At 63.8% G+C, this 13,414-nt stretch carries 11 protein-coding genes; 10 read left to right on the forward strand and 1 reads right to left on the reverse strand.

Annotation, left to right across the window (positions count from 1 at the left end):
- Positions 1-126: 126 nt before the first annotated feature.
- The 4 genes from FFS37_RS00965 (at position 127) to FFS37_RS00980 (ending at position 7,253) form a co-directional block, all read left to right on the forward strand.
- Entirely contained in the window at positions 127-3,606 is a 3,480-nt protein-coding gene (locus tag FFS37_RS00965; RefSeq protein ID WP_137929061.1) for an indolepyruvate ferredoxin oxidoreductase family protein, read from the forward strand.
- Positions 3,607-3,697: 91 nt separating this feature from the next.
- Positions 3,698-6,013 (forward strand): putative bifunctional diguanylate cyclase/phosphodiesterase, encoded by a 2,316-nt coding sequence (locus tag FFS37_RS00970; RefSeq protein WP_137929062.1) that lies wholly within the window; start codon positions 3,698-3,700, stop codon positions 6,011-6,013.
- A 148-nt stretch (positions 6,014-6,161) separates the two neighbouring features.
- On the forward strand, positions 6,162-6,929 hold the full coding sequence (locus FFS37_RS00975; protein WP_137929063.1) for an N-acyl amino acid synthase FeeM domain-containing protein: 768 nt from the start codon (positions 6,162-6,164) through the stop codon (positions 6,927-6,929).
- A gap of 174 nt (positions 6,930-7,103) precedes the next feature.
- Positions 7,104-7,253, forward strand: a complete 150-nt coding sequence (locus tag FFS37_RS00980; protein WP_137929064.1) for a DUF3096 domain-containing protein — start codon at positions 7,104-7,106, stop codon at positions 7,251-7,253.
- A 5-nt stretch (positions 7,254-7,258) separates the two neighbouring features.
- Here FFS37_RS00980 and FFS37_RS00985 read toward each other — a convergent pair whose 3' ends face one another.
- Positions 7,259-8,074 carry an alpha/beta fold hydrolase gene (locus tag FFS37_RS00985; RefSeq protein WP_137929065.1) on the reverse strand — a complete coding sequence of 272 codons (816 nt, stop codon included), beginning with the start codon at positions 8,072-8,074 and terminating at the stop codon, positions 7,259-7,261.
- 262 nt (positions 8,075-8,336) lie between these two features.
- Between FFS37_RS00985 and FFS37_RS00990 the strand changes: the two genes are divergently transcribed.
- The 6 genes from FFS37_RS00990 (at position 8,337) to FFS37_RS01015 (ending at position 13,261) form a co-directional block, all read left to right on the forward strand.
- Positions 8,337-8,561, forward strand: coding sequence for an aa3-type cytochrome c oxidase subunit IV (locus FFS37_RS00990; RefSeq protein WP_137929066.1), 225 nt, complete (start codon positions 8,337-8,339; stop codon positions 8,559-8,561).
- 87 nt (positions 8,562-8,648) lie between these two features.
- On the forward strand, positions 8,649-9,944 hold the full coding sequence (locus tag FFS37_RS00995) for a Re/Si-specific NAD(P)(+) transhydrogenase subunit alpha (protein ID WP_137929067.1): 1,296 nt from the start codon (positions 8,649-8,651) through the stop codon (positions 9,942-9,944).
- Positions 9,944-10,369 carry a proton-translocating transhydrogenase family protein gene (locus FFS37_RS01000; protein WP_137929068.1) on the forward strand — a complete coding sequence of 142 codons (426 nt, stop codon included), beginning with the start codon at positions 9,944-9,946 and terminating at the stop codon, positions 10,367-10,369. The genes FFS37_RS00995 and FFS37_RS01000 overlap by 1 nt, the downstream gene beginning before the upstream one ends.
- Before the next feature lie 52 nt (positions 10,370-10,421).
- Positions 10,422-10,970: a hypothetical protein gene (locus tag FFS37_RS01005; RefSeq protein ID WP_137929069.1), complete on the forward strand. Its 549-nt coding sequence runs from the start codon at positions 10,422-10,424 to the stop codon at positions 10,968-10,970.
- Positions 10,971-10,973: 3 nt separating this feature from the next.
- Positions 10,974-12,371 (forward strand): NAD(P)(+) transhydrogenase (Re/Si-specific) subunit beta, encoded by a 1,398-nt coding sequence (locus FFS37_RS01010; protein ID WP_137929070.1) that lies wholly within the window; start codon positions 10,974-10,976, stop codon positions 12,369-12,371.
- 23 nt (positions 12,372-12,394) lie between these two features.
- Positions 12,395-13,261 (forward strand): phosphotransferase family protein, encoded by an 867-nt coding sequence (locus FFS37_RS01015; RefSeq protein ID WP_210240424.1) that lies wholly within the window; start codon positions 12,395-12,397, stop codon positions 13,259-13,261.
- Positions 13,262-13,414 lie beyond the last annotated feature (153 nt).

Raw genomic sequence — 13,414 nt, forward strand, 5'->3', positions numbered from 1 at the left:
ACCGTTTGTTGCGCGTTCACTGGTCTCTCCGATTTTGTTTGACCTGCCTTGCAAGGGGAGAAAGGATGCGTCATCCGATCCCGACGTTGGCTGCCGTCCGTGCAGCCTTCGCAGAGGAAATGCCTGATGACGCTGCATGATGTCGCCCTTGACGACAAGTTCGATCTTGGAAAGGAGCGCATCTTCCTGTCCGGCGCGCAGGCGGTCATCCGCATGCTCCTCATGCAGCGCGAGCGCGACCGCCGCGCCGGTCTGAACACCGCCGGCTTCGTCTCCGGCTATCGCGGCTCGCCGCTCGGTGGCCTCGACATGCAGCTGTGGAAGGCCAAGAAACAGCTTGCCCAGGCCGACATCGTCTTCCAGCCGGGCCTCAACGAGGAACTGGCCGCCACCGCCTGCTGGGGCTCGCAGCAGACGGAACTGCTGGGCGAAGGCACCCATGACGGCGTCTTCTCGGTCTGGTACGGCAAGGGTCCGGGCGTCGACCGCTCCGGCGACGTGTTCCGCCACGCCAATCTTGCCGGTTCGTCCAGACATGGCGGTGTGCTCGCCTTGATGGGCGACGACCATATGGCCGAATCCTCGACCAACGCGCACGCCACCGAGTTCCTCTTCGTCGACACCATGGTGCCGATCCTCAACCCGGCGGGGGTGCAGGAGATCATCGACTACGGGCTTTACGGCTTTGCCATGTCGCGTTTCGCCGGCACCTGGGCGGCGATCAAATGCGTCAAGGACAACATCGAATCGACGGCCTCGGTCGATGCTTCGCTCGAGCGGCTGAACATCGTCATTCCTGAATTCGACATGCCGCCCGGCGGCCTCAACATCCGCCATGAGATCAACATGCTCGGCCAGGAGGAGCGGCTGCACGAACATAAGCGTGCCGCGGCGTCCGCCTTCATCCATGCCAACGGTCTCAACCGCATCGTCTATGCGGGCGGTAGAAATCCGAAACTCGGTATCATCACGCTGGGCAAGAGCTATCTCGATGTCCGGCAGGCGCTGGAGGATATCGGCATCGACGAAGCGGCTGCCAACCGCATCGGCATCAGGCTGTTCAAGGTCGGCTGTCCCTGGCCGCTCGACCTGCAGCACATCGCCGACTTTGCCCGCGGCCTCGACACCATCGTCGTCGTCGAGGAAAAGCGCTCGCTGATCGAGGTGCAGTTGCGCGAAAGCCTTTATGGCACCGCCTCGCAGCCGGTCATCGTCGGCAAGAAGGACGAGCGCGGCGACTGGTTGTTCCCGGCCAAGGGCGCGCTCGATCCAAACGAGATCGCCATCGCGCTCGGCGAAAGGATCGTCAAGACGATCGGTCCCTCCGACGAGATATCGGCGCGTGTGGCGAAGCTGCGCCAGTTCCAGGCGATGCTGGCGGACGCCACTGACATCGGTTCGCGCACGCCTTTCTTCTGCTCCGGCTGCCCGCACAATTCCTCGACCAAGGTGCCCGACGGCTCGATCGCCGCCGCCGGCATAGGCTGCCATTTCATGGCGCTCTGGATGGACCGCAACACGCTCGGCTTCACCGCCATGGGCGGCGAGGGCGCGCAATGGGTCGGCCAGGCGCCGTTCTCGAAGCGCGACCATATCTTCCAGAATCTCGGCGACGGCACCTACAACCACTCCGGCACATTGGCGATCCGCTTCGCGCTGTCGAGCGAGGCCAACATCACCTACAAGATCCTCTACAACGATGCTGTCGCCATGACCGGCGGCCAGCCGCATGAAGGCGGCCTGACCGTGGATATGATCGCCAGGCAGGTGCGGGCCGAAGGTGTCGATCGCATCGCCATCGTGACCGACGAGCCTGACAAATATGCGGGCAAGGCCGCGTTTCCGGACGGCGCCACCATCCATCACCGCGACGATCTCGATCTGGTCCAGCGCGAACTTCGCGACGTCAAGGGCGTGTCGATCCTGATCTACGATCAGACCTGCGCGGCCGAAAAGCGCCGCCGCCGCAAGCGCGGCACCTTTCCCGATCCCGACAAGCGCGTCTTCATCAACGAACTGGTCTGCGAAGGCTGCGGCGATTGCGGCGTGCAGTCGAATTGCGTCTCGATCCAGCCGCTGGAGACCGAATTCGGGCGCAAGCGCAAAATTGACCAGTCGAGCTGCAACAAGGATTTCTCCTGCGTCAACGGCTTCTGCCCGTCCTTCGTCACAGTGCACGGCGCCAAGATCCGCAAGGCGGAGGGCCTGGCCGGCAGGACCGATCCGCTCGACGGCGTGCCGGTGCCGGCGCAGTTTCCGCTGGGCGAGCAGGGCTGGGCGGCGATCATCGACGGGGTCGGCGGCACCGGCGTGGTGACCGTCGGCGCCGTGCTCGGCATGGCGGCGCATCTCGAGGACAAGGGCTGCGGCATGATCGACATGGCCGGCCTTGCCCAGAAGGGCGGCTCGGTGTTCACCCATGTCCGCATCGCCCGCACGCCGGACGACATCCACGCCATCCGCGTCTCTGCTGGAAAGGCCGACCTCGTGCTTGGCTGCGATCTCGTCGTCTCCGGTGCCAAGAAGGTGCTGAGCGCGGTGCGCGAAGGCCATACGATCTTCCTTGCCAACACCGCCGAGATCATGCCCGGCGAGTTTGCCCGCTCGGCCGATTTCTCCTTGCCGGTCGAGCGTCTGAAGAAGGCGATCCGCACTGCGGCCGGCGACGACAAGGCGCATTTCTTCGACGCCACCCGCACGGCCACTGCCCTTTTCGGCAATTCGCTCGGCGCCAACATGTTCATGCTCGGCTTCGCCTTCCAGCATGGCGGCCTGCCACTGTCGGCCGAAGCCGTCGAAAAGGCGATCGAGCTCAACGGCGAAGCGGTGGCCATGAACATCGCCGCCTTCCGCTGGGGCCGTCGTGCCGCCCACCAGCCCGATTTCGTACGCGGCCTCGTCGCCCAGCCGGGCAAGGGCGGACAGGCCGCGCCGCTCGCGCAGACGCTGGACGAAATCATCGCCCGTCGGACCGCGTTTCTGACCGCCTACCAGAACGCCGCCTACGGCAAGCGCTATGCCGACAGCATCAACGCCTTGCGCGTGGCCGAGGCCAGGGCGGTGCCCGGTTCGACGGCGGTCACGGAAGCGGCGGCCAGAAACCTGTTCAAGCTGATGGCGATCAAGGACGAATACGAGGTGGCGCGGCTCTATACCGACGGCTCTTTCGCCGTCGAACTCGGCAAGCAGTTCCAGAGCTACGAGAAACTCGAATTCCATCTCGCCCCGCCGATCCTGGGACGCCGCGGCAATGACGGAAGCCCGCGGAAATCGAGCTTTGGCCCCTGGATGATGAAGGGTTTTCGCCTGTTGGCGGCCGCAAAAGGCCTGCGCGGCACCATTTTCGACCTGTTCGGCTACACCGCCGAGCGGCGCATGGAGCGGCAATTGCTCAAGCAATACGAGGCCGATCTGCAGCTTGTCGCCGGCGCGCTGGCGCCCGGCAGGACCGACGCAGCCGTCGCCCTGGTTTCGGTGCCGGCACTGATCCGCGGCTACGGGCATGTCCGGCAGGCCAGCGCCGAAAAGGCGGCCGGCGAACGCCAGCGGCTCATCGAGCGCCTGGCAACGGCACCGGCAACGTCGGAACTGCAGGCCGCCGAGTGATCGAAAAAGCGCCTGAAATCAGGCGTTTCAGCCCAAGCTAAAGGTTTTTTAATGGGACTATGCCAAGGCTGGGGCTCATTGGGCGCCAGTAATGGGCAGAACAAAAACCGATAACATCCCTGTGGATGTTTATATCCAGTTTGTGCGCTCGTTGTTCGACAACGCGCACATGCTGATCATCGGCGCGCTTTGCCACGCTACCATCAGCCTGATGGTCTACTGGCGTAACGGCCAGCCGATCTTCCTGGTTCTGGCCGCCGCCTTGCTCGGCATAGGCGTCTGGCGCTACTTCGGCCTGCGGCGTTTCCACCGCTCGGGCAGCGAGATGCGCGATGCCGCCGATGCGACCAAATGGGAGCGTGAATACATCCTGAAGGGCAGCTTGCAAGGCTTGCTGCTCGGATTCTTCTGCTTCATTTCCATCTATGTCTACTCGGACTCCTATGCCGAGATCGGCGCGCTGTCGGTAACGATGGCTTCGCTGGTGACCGTGGTTGGCCGAAATTACGGCTCGCCGCGCATGGTGATGATCTTCGCGGTCACCTTCGTGGGGCCGATCGCGGCGGCCCTCATACTGCGGTTCGACATCCCCCATGTCGTGCTCGGCCTGCTGATCATCCCCTTCATGTTCATCATCAAGGGCAGCGCCGACCACGTCCGCAACGTGCTGTTTTCGGCCGTTGTCGGACACAAGCAGGCACGCCAGATCGCACAGCGCTTCAACCGCGCCCTCAACACCATGTCGCATGGCCTGGTGATGCTTGGCCCCGACGGCAAGGTGGTCGTCGGCAATGCCGAGGCCGCCCGCCTGATGTCGCTGAGGTCGCCCGACCAACTGCTCGGGCGCTCGATCCATTCGCTGCTGCTGCGCGGCGTCGCCGGCGGCATGCTGGCGCCGAAGGACTGCCGCTATGTCGAGGCGCAATTGACGCGCGCCTTGCGCGAGGGCCGCGACCGCAAGGTGCTGGTCTCCTTTTCCAACGGCCAGCATTACGAATTCTCCGCCCGCGAGGGCAACCAGGAGCTGGGCGTCATCACCTTCGAGGATGTCACCGCGCGCGTCGAGGCGGAGGAAAAGATCCGCTTCATGGCACGCTACGACAATCTGACCGGGCTGCCGAACCGCGCCTATTTCCATGAGCTGGTCGGCGAACTGATGGCTTCCGGCGAGCGCGATCGCCTGTGCGGTCTGGCCGTGGTCGATCTCGATGATTTCAAGAGCGTCAACGACACGCTCGGCCACCCCGTTGGCGACGGCCTGATCTATGCCGTCGCCGAGCGGCTGGCGGCCATCGCCGGGCAAGGCATCACCGTCAGCCGCTTTGGCGGCGACGAATTCATGCTGTTCTTCGACCGCGTCGAGGATGAGAGCCATCTGGCCGGCCTGCTCGACCAGATCTTCGCCGATCTGCAGGGCGAGGTCGACGTCGCGGGCCACGGCTTGCGCATCCAGGCCAGCGCCGGCGCGGTGCTGTCCAAGGTCGGGGAAACCGATGTCGACGCCATGATCGTCAAGGCCGACCTTGCGCTCTACAAGGCCAAGGAGCTCGGCAAGAACGGCTGGCGCCTGTTCGAGGCGGCCATGGACGCCGCGTTCCGCAACCGTCAGCTGATGAAGGCGGATCTGCGCAGCGCCGTGGAGAGCAAGGGACTGCGTGTCGTCTATCAGCCGATCGTGGCGATGAACACCATGCGCATCGCCAGCTGCGAGGCGCTGTGCCGCTGGGATCATCCCGATCTCGGACCGATTTCGCCCGGCATCTTCATTCCGCTGGCCGAGGAGATGGGTATCATTTCCGAGATCAGCTCGTTTGTGCTCCATGCGGCCTGCGTCGAATGCGCCAAATGGCCGGACCAGACCAGCGTCTCGGTCAATCTGTCCGCCCGGGATTTCCGCAATGGCGATGTCATCCGCAAGGTCCGCGACGCGCTCGACGCATCAGGGCTTGCCGCCAGCCGCCTCGAGATCGAAGTCACCGAAACCGCGCTGCTCGACGACAAGTCACAGACGCGCCAATACATCGAGGAACTGAAGCAGCTCGGCGTGCGCATCGCCCTCGATGATTTCGGTACCGGCTATTCGAGCCTGAGCTATCTTCACAAGCTGCCTCTCGACAAGATCAAGATCGACCGCTCCTTCGTGATGGATGTCACCCAGAACCCGCGCTCGCTGGAATTGCTGAAGGGCGTCGTCGATCTTACCCGCATCCTCGGCCTCACCGTCACCATCGAGGGCGTCGAGACATTCGAGCAGCTCAAGATCCTGCTCCATTCGGTGAAGCCGGATCTGGTCCAGGGCTTCCTCTTCGGCGCGGCGCTCAGCGCCTCCGGCATCGAAACCATGTCCAACGTGACATGGCCCTTCGCCGCCGAATTGCAGCCGGTTGCAAAGCGCGTCGCCACCTGAAAACCAGCCGTCCTTCGCCCGAGGCGCTCAACGCCGGCAGTTTACCATTTGTTAACGTTAATTTAGGGTAAACGCAAAAGCTCGCAATTTTGCTTCTGGTTCCTCCGGCCCTTCGCTATTGTCGTCGTGTGGCCGTGCGAGGACCAAAATGGAAAACAAGTTGTTGGGTACGCCCCTGGCGGCTGCGGCCAGGGACAAGAGCCGTCCGTCCGTGTTTTCAGATCACATCATGGATGTTCTGGAGCATGTGGAGTATCGCCTGTGTGATGGCGCCGAGGATCTCGAGGCGATCTACAGGCTTCGCTACAACTCCTATCTTCACGCCGGCATGGTCAAGCCGATGGCGTCGCGCATGGTGAAGGACAGCTTCGACGATCTGCCGAATTCCTACCGCTTCGGCGTCTTCTTCGACGGCGTTCTCGTCAGCACCATCAGGATTCACTACGCCAGCGCGAGATATCCTGTTTCGCCCAGCACCGATGTCTTCGGCGACGTGCTGTCGCGGCGTCTGGCAGCCGGCGAGACGTTCGTCGATCCGAGCCGTTTCGCGGCCGACCTCGAATGGTCGAGCAGCCTGCGGGTGCTGCCATACATCACGCTCAGGCTGGCGGTGGTCGCTTGCAGCCATTTCAAGCCCACCTATTGCCTGACGGCGATCAAGGAAGAGCATTCCGCCTTCTATCACCGCATCTTCCGTTCGGAGCAGGCGGTTCCGCCACGCAATTATCCCGGGCTCACCGTGCCGGTGCACCTGTTCCAGTCGAAGTGCTCCGAGAACATGCAGGCGACGCTGGACCGTTTTCCCTTCTTCAATTCGACGACCTTCGAGCAGCGCATGCTCTTCCAGCGCCCCAAGCGGGGCGAACTGGCGCCATTGACCATCCTGCCCACCGCCAAATATTTCGAAGCGGCCTGATATTTCGAAGCGGCTTGAGCGCGCGGCCTGCGGGCCGCTTGCCTCAAGCCGTTGGTTGTCCTGCGATATCGGTTAGGCTCATCGCCTTCCAATGGAGCTTTCCGGGCCTGGCCGCGTTGTCGGTGGCGGCGTCGACGCAAGTCGATGGTCATCGCTCCCGGAAAGGACAACCACATGCATATTTCCCAGCTCACCCTCACGCCTCTCATCTCGCTGATAGCGGGCGTGCTGATCCTTATCATGCCACGGCTGCTGAACTACATCGTGGCGCTCTATCTGATAGTCGTCGGGCTGCTCGGTCTGTTCCCCCATCTCGCAGGCTGAAGCCCTCAGCCCTCGAAAAAGCGCAGCGCCGCTGCCACGATGGCTTCCGGCGCGTCTTCCTGCATGAGATGGCCGGAGCCGGGGATGAGCGTCAGGGCGCAACCCGGCAGCATGGCCGCCAGCCTGTGGCCGCTCCGCGGGGGGATCCAGCCGTCCTCTTCTCCCCACAACAAAGCTACCGGGCAGCGCAGGCCGGCGTAAAGCGGTTCGACCTCGTCGGTGAAACGCTGGTCCATCTGCGCGATCTGCCGATAGAAAGCTGGCTGGCCGACCGGCCCCATCCAGGGGGCGATGTAGGGCTCCAGTTCGTTGTCCGACAAGGGCTTGAACGCGGCACCCGAAACATAGGCCTTCAGGATCGCCGTCTGGATATAATCCGGCACCCCGGCGAAGGCCGCTTCGTGCTGCCGGACATGCTGGACGAAAGGTGAGCCCCAGGGCCGCACCGCCACCGGGTCGATGAGCAGCAGCCTTTCGTAGTCGCGGCCGTCGATGAGATGGGCACGCAAGGCGGTGGCGCCGCCGAAATCATGGGCGATGACTTTCGGCCGGTCGAGTTTCCAAAAAGCCAGAATTGCCGCCAGCGCGCCATTCTGGATGCCGAGCGAAACGTCCTGGCCTTCCCGCTTGTCGGATCGCCCGTAGCCGGGAAGATCGTAGAAATACAGCGTATGGTCGCGCGCCAGTTCAGGCGCGACGCGGTGCCAGACATGCGAGGAGAACGGCGTACCATGCACGAGCACGATCGGTGGGCCCGAGCCGGCGGTCCCCCACGCGATGGTCGTCCCTTCCCAGTCAAATGTCTGTGTGGGTGTCGTCATGATTTCACCAACCAGCGTTCCTTCCAGCGACGATAACTCCTGGCGGTACCTTCCTGAATCGCCAAATTCTCACAGCAGGGTTCAATGCTGTTTACCCATCCTGCCGACGGCCGATGAGGACAGGACCTCACGGGCAAGGGGTCGGCCATCAGTTTCAAGTTTCCCTTGAGGCAGTTGTCGGCTGCGATGCGGCAATAGCGCCATTGCTCTCGGCCCGGCTTTTCGCTATGTGCCTGAAAGATGTCTTCGAAGGGGTATTCCTATGGCTGATCACACGCCGACCGGTCCTGTAGAGCTGGGCGCGAAGATGGACTATGCCGAACACGACCGTACCTATGCCGGCTTTCTGGCCTTGGCCAAATACGGCTCGCTGTTCTGCGGCGCGCTGCTCTTGGCGATGGCTTTCGGCTTCTTCGCGGGCGGCTTCTTTTCGGCGACCATCCTGTTCATCCTGATACTGGCCGTCGGCGCCTTCATTCTGCGATAGACCTTCCAAAACCCTCTTGCGGTTGACGTTGCCGGGTATACCGGCCGACACTTCGCGCAAACAGGTTCCAGCCGAAAGGATCATGCGGTGGGACAGACGGTTTTCATCCCTCGTGAGCTTGACGCGAACGAGCCGCGTGTCGCGGCCTCCCCCGATACGGCAAAGCGTCTGGCAGCGCTTGGCTTCGATGTCGTCGTCGAGGCCGGCGCCGGCACGAGGTCACGCATCCCCGACGAGGAGTTCGCCAAGGCGGGGGCCGCCATCGGCAAGGCGGCGGATGCCGCCAAGGCCGATGTGGTGCTCAAGGTCCGCCGGCCGACGGACGCCGAACTGAAGAATTACAAACCCGGCGCGGCGGTCATCGCCATCATGGATCCTTACGGCAACGATGTGGCGGTCGCGGCGCTCGCCAAGGCCGGTGTCACGGCGTTCTCCATGGAGTTCATGCCGCGCATTACCCGCGCGCAGTCGATGGACGTGCTCTCCTCGCAGGCCAACCTCGCCGGCTACCAGGCGGTCATCGACGGTGCTTCGGAATATGACCGGGCACTGCCGATGATGATGACGGCGGCGGGCACGGTCCCCGCCGCGAAGGTCTTCATCATGGGTGTCGGCGTCGCCGGCCTGCAGGCGATCGCCACCGCGCGCCGCCTTGGCGCGGTCGTCACCGCCACCGACGTTCGCCCCGCCGCCAAGGAGCAGGTCGCATCGCTCGGTGCCAAATTCCTTGCGGTCGAGGACGACGAGTTCAAGGCAGCGGAGACCGCTGGCGGCTACGCCAAGGAAATGTCGAAGGAATACCAGGCCAAGCAGGCGGCGCTGACGGCTGAGCACATCGCCAAGCAGGACATCGTCATCACCACCGCGCTGATCCCCGGGCGCCCGGCGCCCAAGCTGGTCTCGGCTGCCATGGTCGCTTCGATGAAGCCGGGCTCTGTCCTTGTCGATCTTGCCGTCGAGCGCGGCGGCAATGTCGAGGGCGCGGAAGCCGGCAAGGTGGTGACCACGGCCAACGGCGTCAAGATCGTCGGCCATCTCAACGTGCCGGGCCGCGTGGCCGCGTCCGCGTCGCTGCTTTACGCCAAGAACCTGTTCGCCTTCCTCGAGACGCTGGTCGACAAGACCACCAAGACGCTCGCCATCAAGCGCGACGACGAGCTCGTCAAGGCGACCATGCTGACCGATGGCGGCAAGATCGTCCATCCGGCCTTCGCCAAGGCGGACCAGCAGCCGCCAAAGGGCGAACATGTCGAGCCTGCCGCGATACCGGCCACCACCATGGTTGCCGATGCCTCGGCCAAGCCCGCGCCCGCGAAGAAAGCCGCGCCCAGGAAACCTGCCGCATCCAAGTCGACCTCGTCCAAGCCCAAGGGGATTGCGTGATGGATCAGACCCTGCAGAAAGCCCTCGACCAACTCGATCAGGCAAGTGCTGCCGTCCGGCTCGCCGTGCAGAACCTGGCGAACGCTCCGGGCGGCGCCGATGCGGCCGGCAATGCCGCGCATGCGCTTTCGGGCGGGGCGATCGACCCCTTCGTCTTCCGTTTCGCCATCTTCGTGCTCGCGATCTTCGTCGGCTACTATGTCGTATGGTCGGTGACGCCCGCGCTGCACACGCCTCTGATGGCGGTCACCAACGCCATTTCCTCCGTCATCGTCGTCGGCGCGCTGCTCGCCGTCGGCATCGCGGCCTCTGGCGTTGCCGCGGGCTTCGGCTTCGTGGCGCTGATGCTGGTCTCGGTCAACATCTTCGGCGGCTTCCTGGTCACGCAGCGCATGCTGGCCATGTACAAGAAGAAGGACAAGTGACGTCCCGCTTCCAGTCGGGGGACGTTCGCAGCTTTTGAGAGGAGGGAGTGCATTGTTCAGGACGCTGCTTGCTCTCTTGCTTGCCGCCTTTCTCTCTGCCGGTCCCGGTTGGGCTCGGCCGCCCAGGGACGACGAAAAGCAATCGCTGCTTGCCAAGGTCGAGGAGTTCAAGTCCGCGTTCGGGGCAAACGACATGGGCCACGTCTTCGGCATGATGCCGCCGCGCGTGCTTGACTATGTCGCGACCGCCAGTGGTGCTTCCGTCGGAGAGCTCCAGAAACAGATGCAGGCTGCCTGGGCCGATGTCCTGAAGACGGTGACGGTGGAATCTTTCACGATGGACGCGGATGGCGCGCAGTATCGCGAATTGGAAGACGGCACGCCTTTCGCGCTGCTTCCCACAGAGACGACCATGAGCATTGACAAGGACGGCCACAAGCAACGGGTGGTCGCCCGCAGTCAGACGCTGGCCCTGCTGGACGGGAGCCAATGGTACCTGGTTCGCATCGATGAGCCCAAACAGTTGACGGTAATAAGAAAAGTCTATCCCGAGTTCGAAAATGTCGAACTCCCCAAGGGTACAATGGAGGCATTGAACTAAGCCATGACGGTCAATCTCGCTTCCTTCCTGTACCTGGTTTCCGGCATCCTGTTCATCCTGGCTCTGCGCGGCCTGTCGCACCCGACCACCAGCCGCCAGGGCAATCTCTACGGTATGATCGGCATGGGCATTGCCATCGCTACCACGCTGGCGCTGGCAACCCCTTCGGGCTGGCGCTTCGGCCTGATCGTGCTTGGTCTTGCCATCGGTGGCGGCGTCGGCGCCGTCACCGCGCGCCGCATCGCCATGACCTCGATGCCGCAGCTTGTCGCCGCGTTCCACTCTCTGGTCGGCCTTGCCGCCGTGATGGTGGCGGCAGCCGCCATCTACGCCCCGGAAAGCTTCGGCATCGGCACGGCCGGCGACATTCACGCCCAGGCCCTGGTCGAAATGAGCCTGGGTGTCGCCATCGGCGCCATCACCTTCACCGGCTCGGTCATCGCCTTCCTGAAGCTCGATGGCCGCATGTCGGGCAAGCCGATCATGATCGGCGGCCGCCATTTCATCAACGCGGCACTTGGCATCGCGCTGGTCGTGCTCATCGTGTTGCTCGTCACGACGGAATCCAAGTTTGTCTTCTGGCTGATCGTCGCCGCCTCGCTGGTGCTCGGCGTGCTGCTCATCATCCCGATCGGCGGCGCCGACATGCCGGTCGTCGTCTCGATGCTGAATTCCTATTCCGGCTGGGCCGCCGCCGCGCTCGGCTTCACGCTCGGCAATCTGGCGCTGATCATCACCGGCGCGCTGGTTGGTTCCTCCGGCGCGATCCTGTCCTACATCATGTGCAAGGGCATGAACCGCTCCTTCATCTCGGTCATCCTCGGCGGTTTCGGCGGCGAGACCGCGGCTCAAGCCGATGACGGCATAGAGCGCACCGTGAAGCAGGGTTCGGCCGACGACGCCGCCTATCTGATGATGAACGCCCAGAAGGTCATCATCGTGCCCGGCTACGGCATGGCGGTCGCGCAGGCGCAGCACGCTTTGCGCGAAATGGCCGACAAGCTGAAGGCCAATGGCGTCGACGTCAAATACGCCATCCACCCGGTCGCCGGCCGCATGCCCGGCCACATGAACGTGCTCTTGGCCGAAGCCAACGTGCCCTATGACGAAGTGTTCGAACTCGAGGATATCAACTCCGAATTCGCCCAGGCCGATGTCGCCTATGTCATCGGCGCCAATGACGTCACCAACCCGTCCGCGCGCGACGACAAGAGCTCGCCCATCTACGGCATGCCGATCCTGGACGTCGACAAGGCCCGCACCTGCCTGTTCGTCAAGCGCTCGCTCGGCTCCGGCTATGCCGGCATCGACAACACGCTGTTCTACAAGGACGGCACCATGATGCTGCTCGGCGACGCCAAGAAGATGACCGAGGAAATCGTCAAGGCGATGGATCACTGACCGGCGTACCTGCACCTCCGCACGTGCCGCCGGAATGCCGGCATGCGATCATTGCAGCCCATCCGCACCTGGCGGGCGCCAAATTCGCGGTTGCCGGCCGCGGGTGGCACAGCCTCGCCGTCGAGGTCGACGGCCGCCACATCTTCAAGTTCCCGGAAGGGGAGGAGGCCGAGGCCGCGCTGCTGCGGGAAGCGCGGCTGCTCGGAGCCGCGCGGCCGTTCGTGCGGACGCCAGTGCCGGATATGACGATCCATTCCGGTCCCCCGCTGTTTTCCATGCATGGCAAACTGCCCGGCCGGACGCTGGAGCCAGCCGACTACGCAAAGCTGAACGATACGGCGCGGGCACGGCTTGCGGACGATCTCGCCCTGTTCTTCGCCGAACTTCATGCCATCGCCCCTTCCGTCATGCGCGCGGCAGGCGCCGAGCCGGTCGGCTGGTGGGATACGCAGGAGGGCACGCTAGCATCGGTCTGGCAGCTCTTGCCGTCGGAGCTGCGCCGCGAGGCCGAAATGGCAATCCAGGCGTATCATGAACTGGGCCCCGACCCGCTCGGCGAGGTCTACGGCTTCTTCGACGCGCATGGCTGGAACATGGCCTTCGACCATGACCGGTCGCGGCTCGCCGGCATTTTCGACTTCGCCGATTCCGGTTTCGGGCCGCCGCATCGCGAATTCGTGCAGGTATCGCTCATCGATCCCGATCTCGCCCTGCGCGGCATACGTGCCTACGAGGCGCGCAGCGGCAATTTGCTCGATCCGCGACGGGTGTTCCTCCTCGCCGCCGCCATGCGGCTCTCCGAGTTGGCCGGCGCTGTCGAGACCGGCGAGAATGTGCCGATGATCCTGGATTTCGCGGTCGATTGGTTGCGGCAGCACGCGGTCCGCTAGTGCCGCTCCCCAGGCCGGCATGCGCAGTCGCCCGTCGTGTGAGCGGGAAGACATCAAATGGATTCGGGCTGTCCAGTCGGAAGCAAAAAAGCCCGGCCGCATGGCCGGGCTTTTGCATTTGACGGTACAGCGAAAGTCAGAGCCCGCTCAGGA

This window comes from Mesorhizobium comanense, assembly GCF_005503535.1.
Classification (GTDB): Bacteria; Pseudomonadota; Alphaproteobacteria; order Rhizobiales; family Rhizobiaceae; genus Mesorhizobium; species Mesorhizobium comanense.

Bases quoted from the DNA above. Each gene is read 5' to 3' on its own strand.
- FFS37_RS00975 (WP_137929063.1), top strand. From the start codon at position 6,162: ATGGAAAACAAGTTGTTGGGTACGCCCCTGGCGGCTGCGGCCAGGGAC.
- FFS37_RS01000 (WP_137929068.1), top strand. From the start codon at position 9,944: ATGGATCAGACCCTGCAGAAAGCCCTCGACCAACTCGATCAGGCAAGT.
- FFS37_RS00980 (WP_137929064.1), top strand. From the start codon at position 7,104: ATGCATATTTCCCAGCTCACCCTCACGCCTCTCATCTCGCTGATAGCG.
- FFS37_RS00990 (WP_137929066.1), top strand. From the start codon at position 8,337: ATGGCTGATCACACGCCGACCGGTCCTGTAGAGCTGGGCGCGAAGATG.
- FFS37_RS01010 (WP_137929070.1), top strand. From the start codon at position 10,974: ATGACGGTCAATCTCGCTTCCTTCCTGTACCTGGTTTCCGGCATCCTG.
- FFS37_RS00985 (WP_137929065.1), bottom strand. From the start codon at position 8,074: ATGACGACACCCACACAGACATTTGACTGGGAAGGGACGACCATCGCG.
- FFS37_RS00965 (WP_137929061.1), top strand. From the start codon at position 127: ATGACGCTGCATGATGTCGCCCTTGACGACAAGTTCGATCTTGGAAAG.
- FFS37_RS00970 (WP_137929062.1), top strand. From the start codon at position 3,698: ATGGGCAGAACAAAAACCGATAACATCCCTGTGGATGTTTATATCCAG.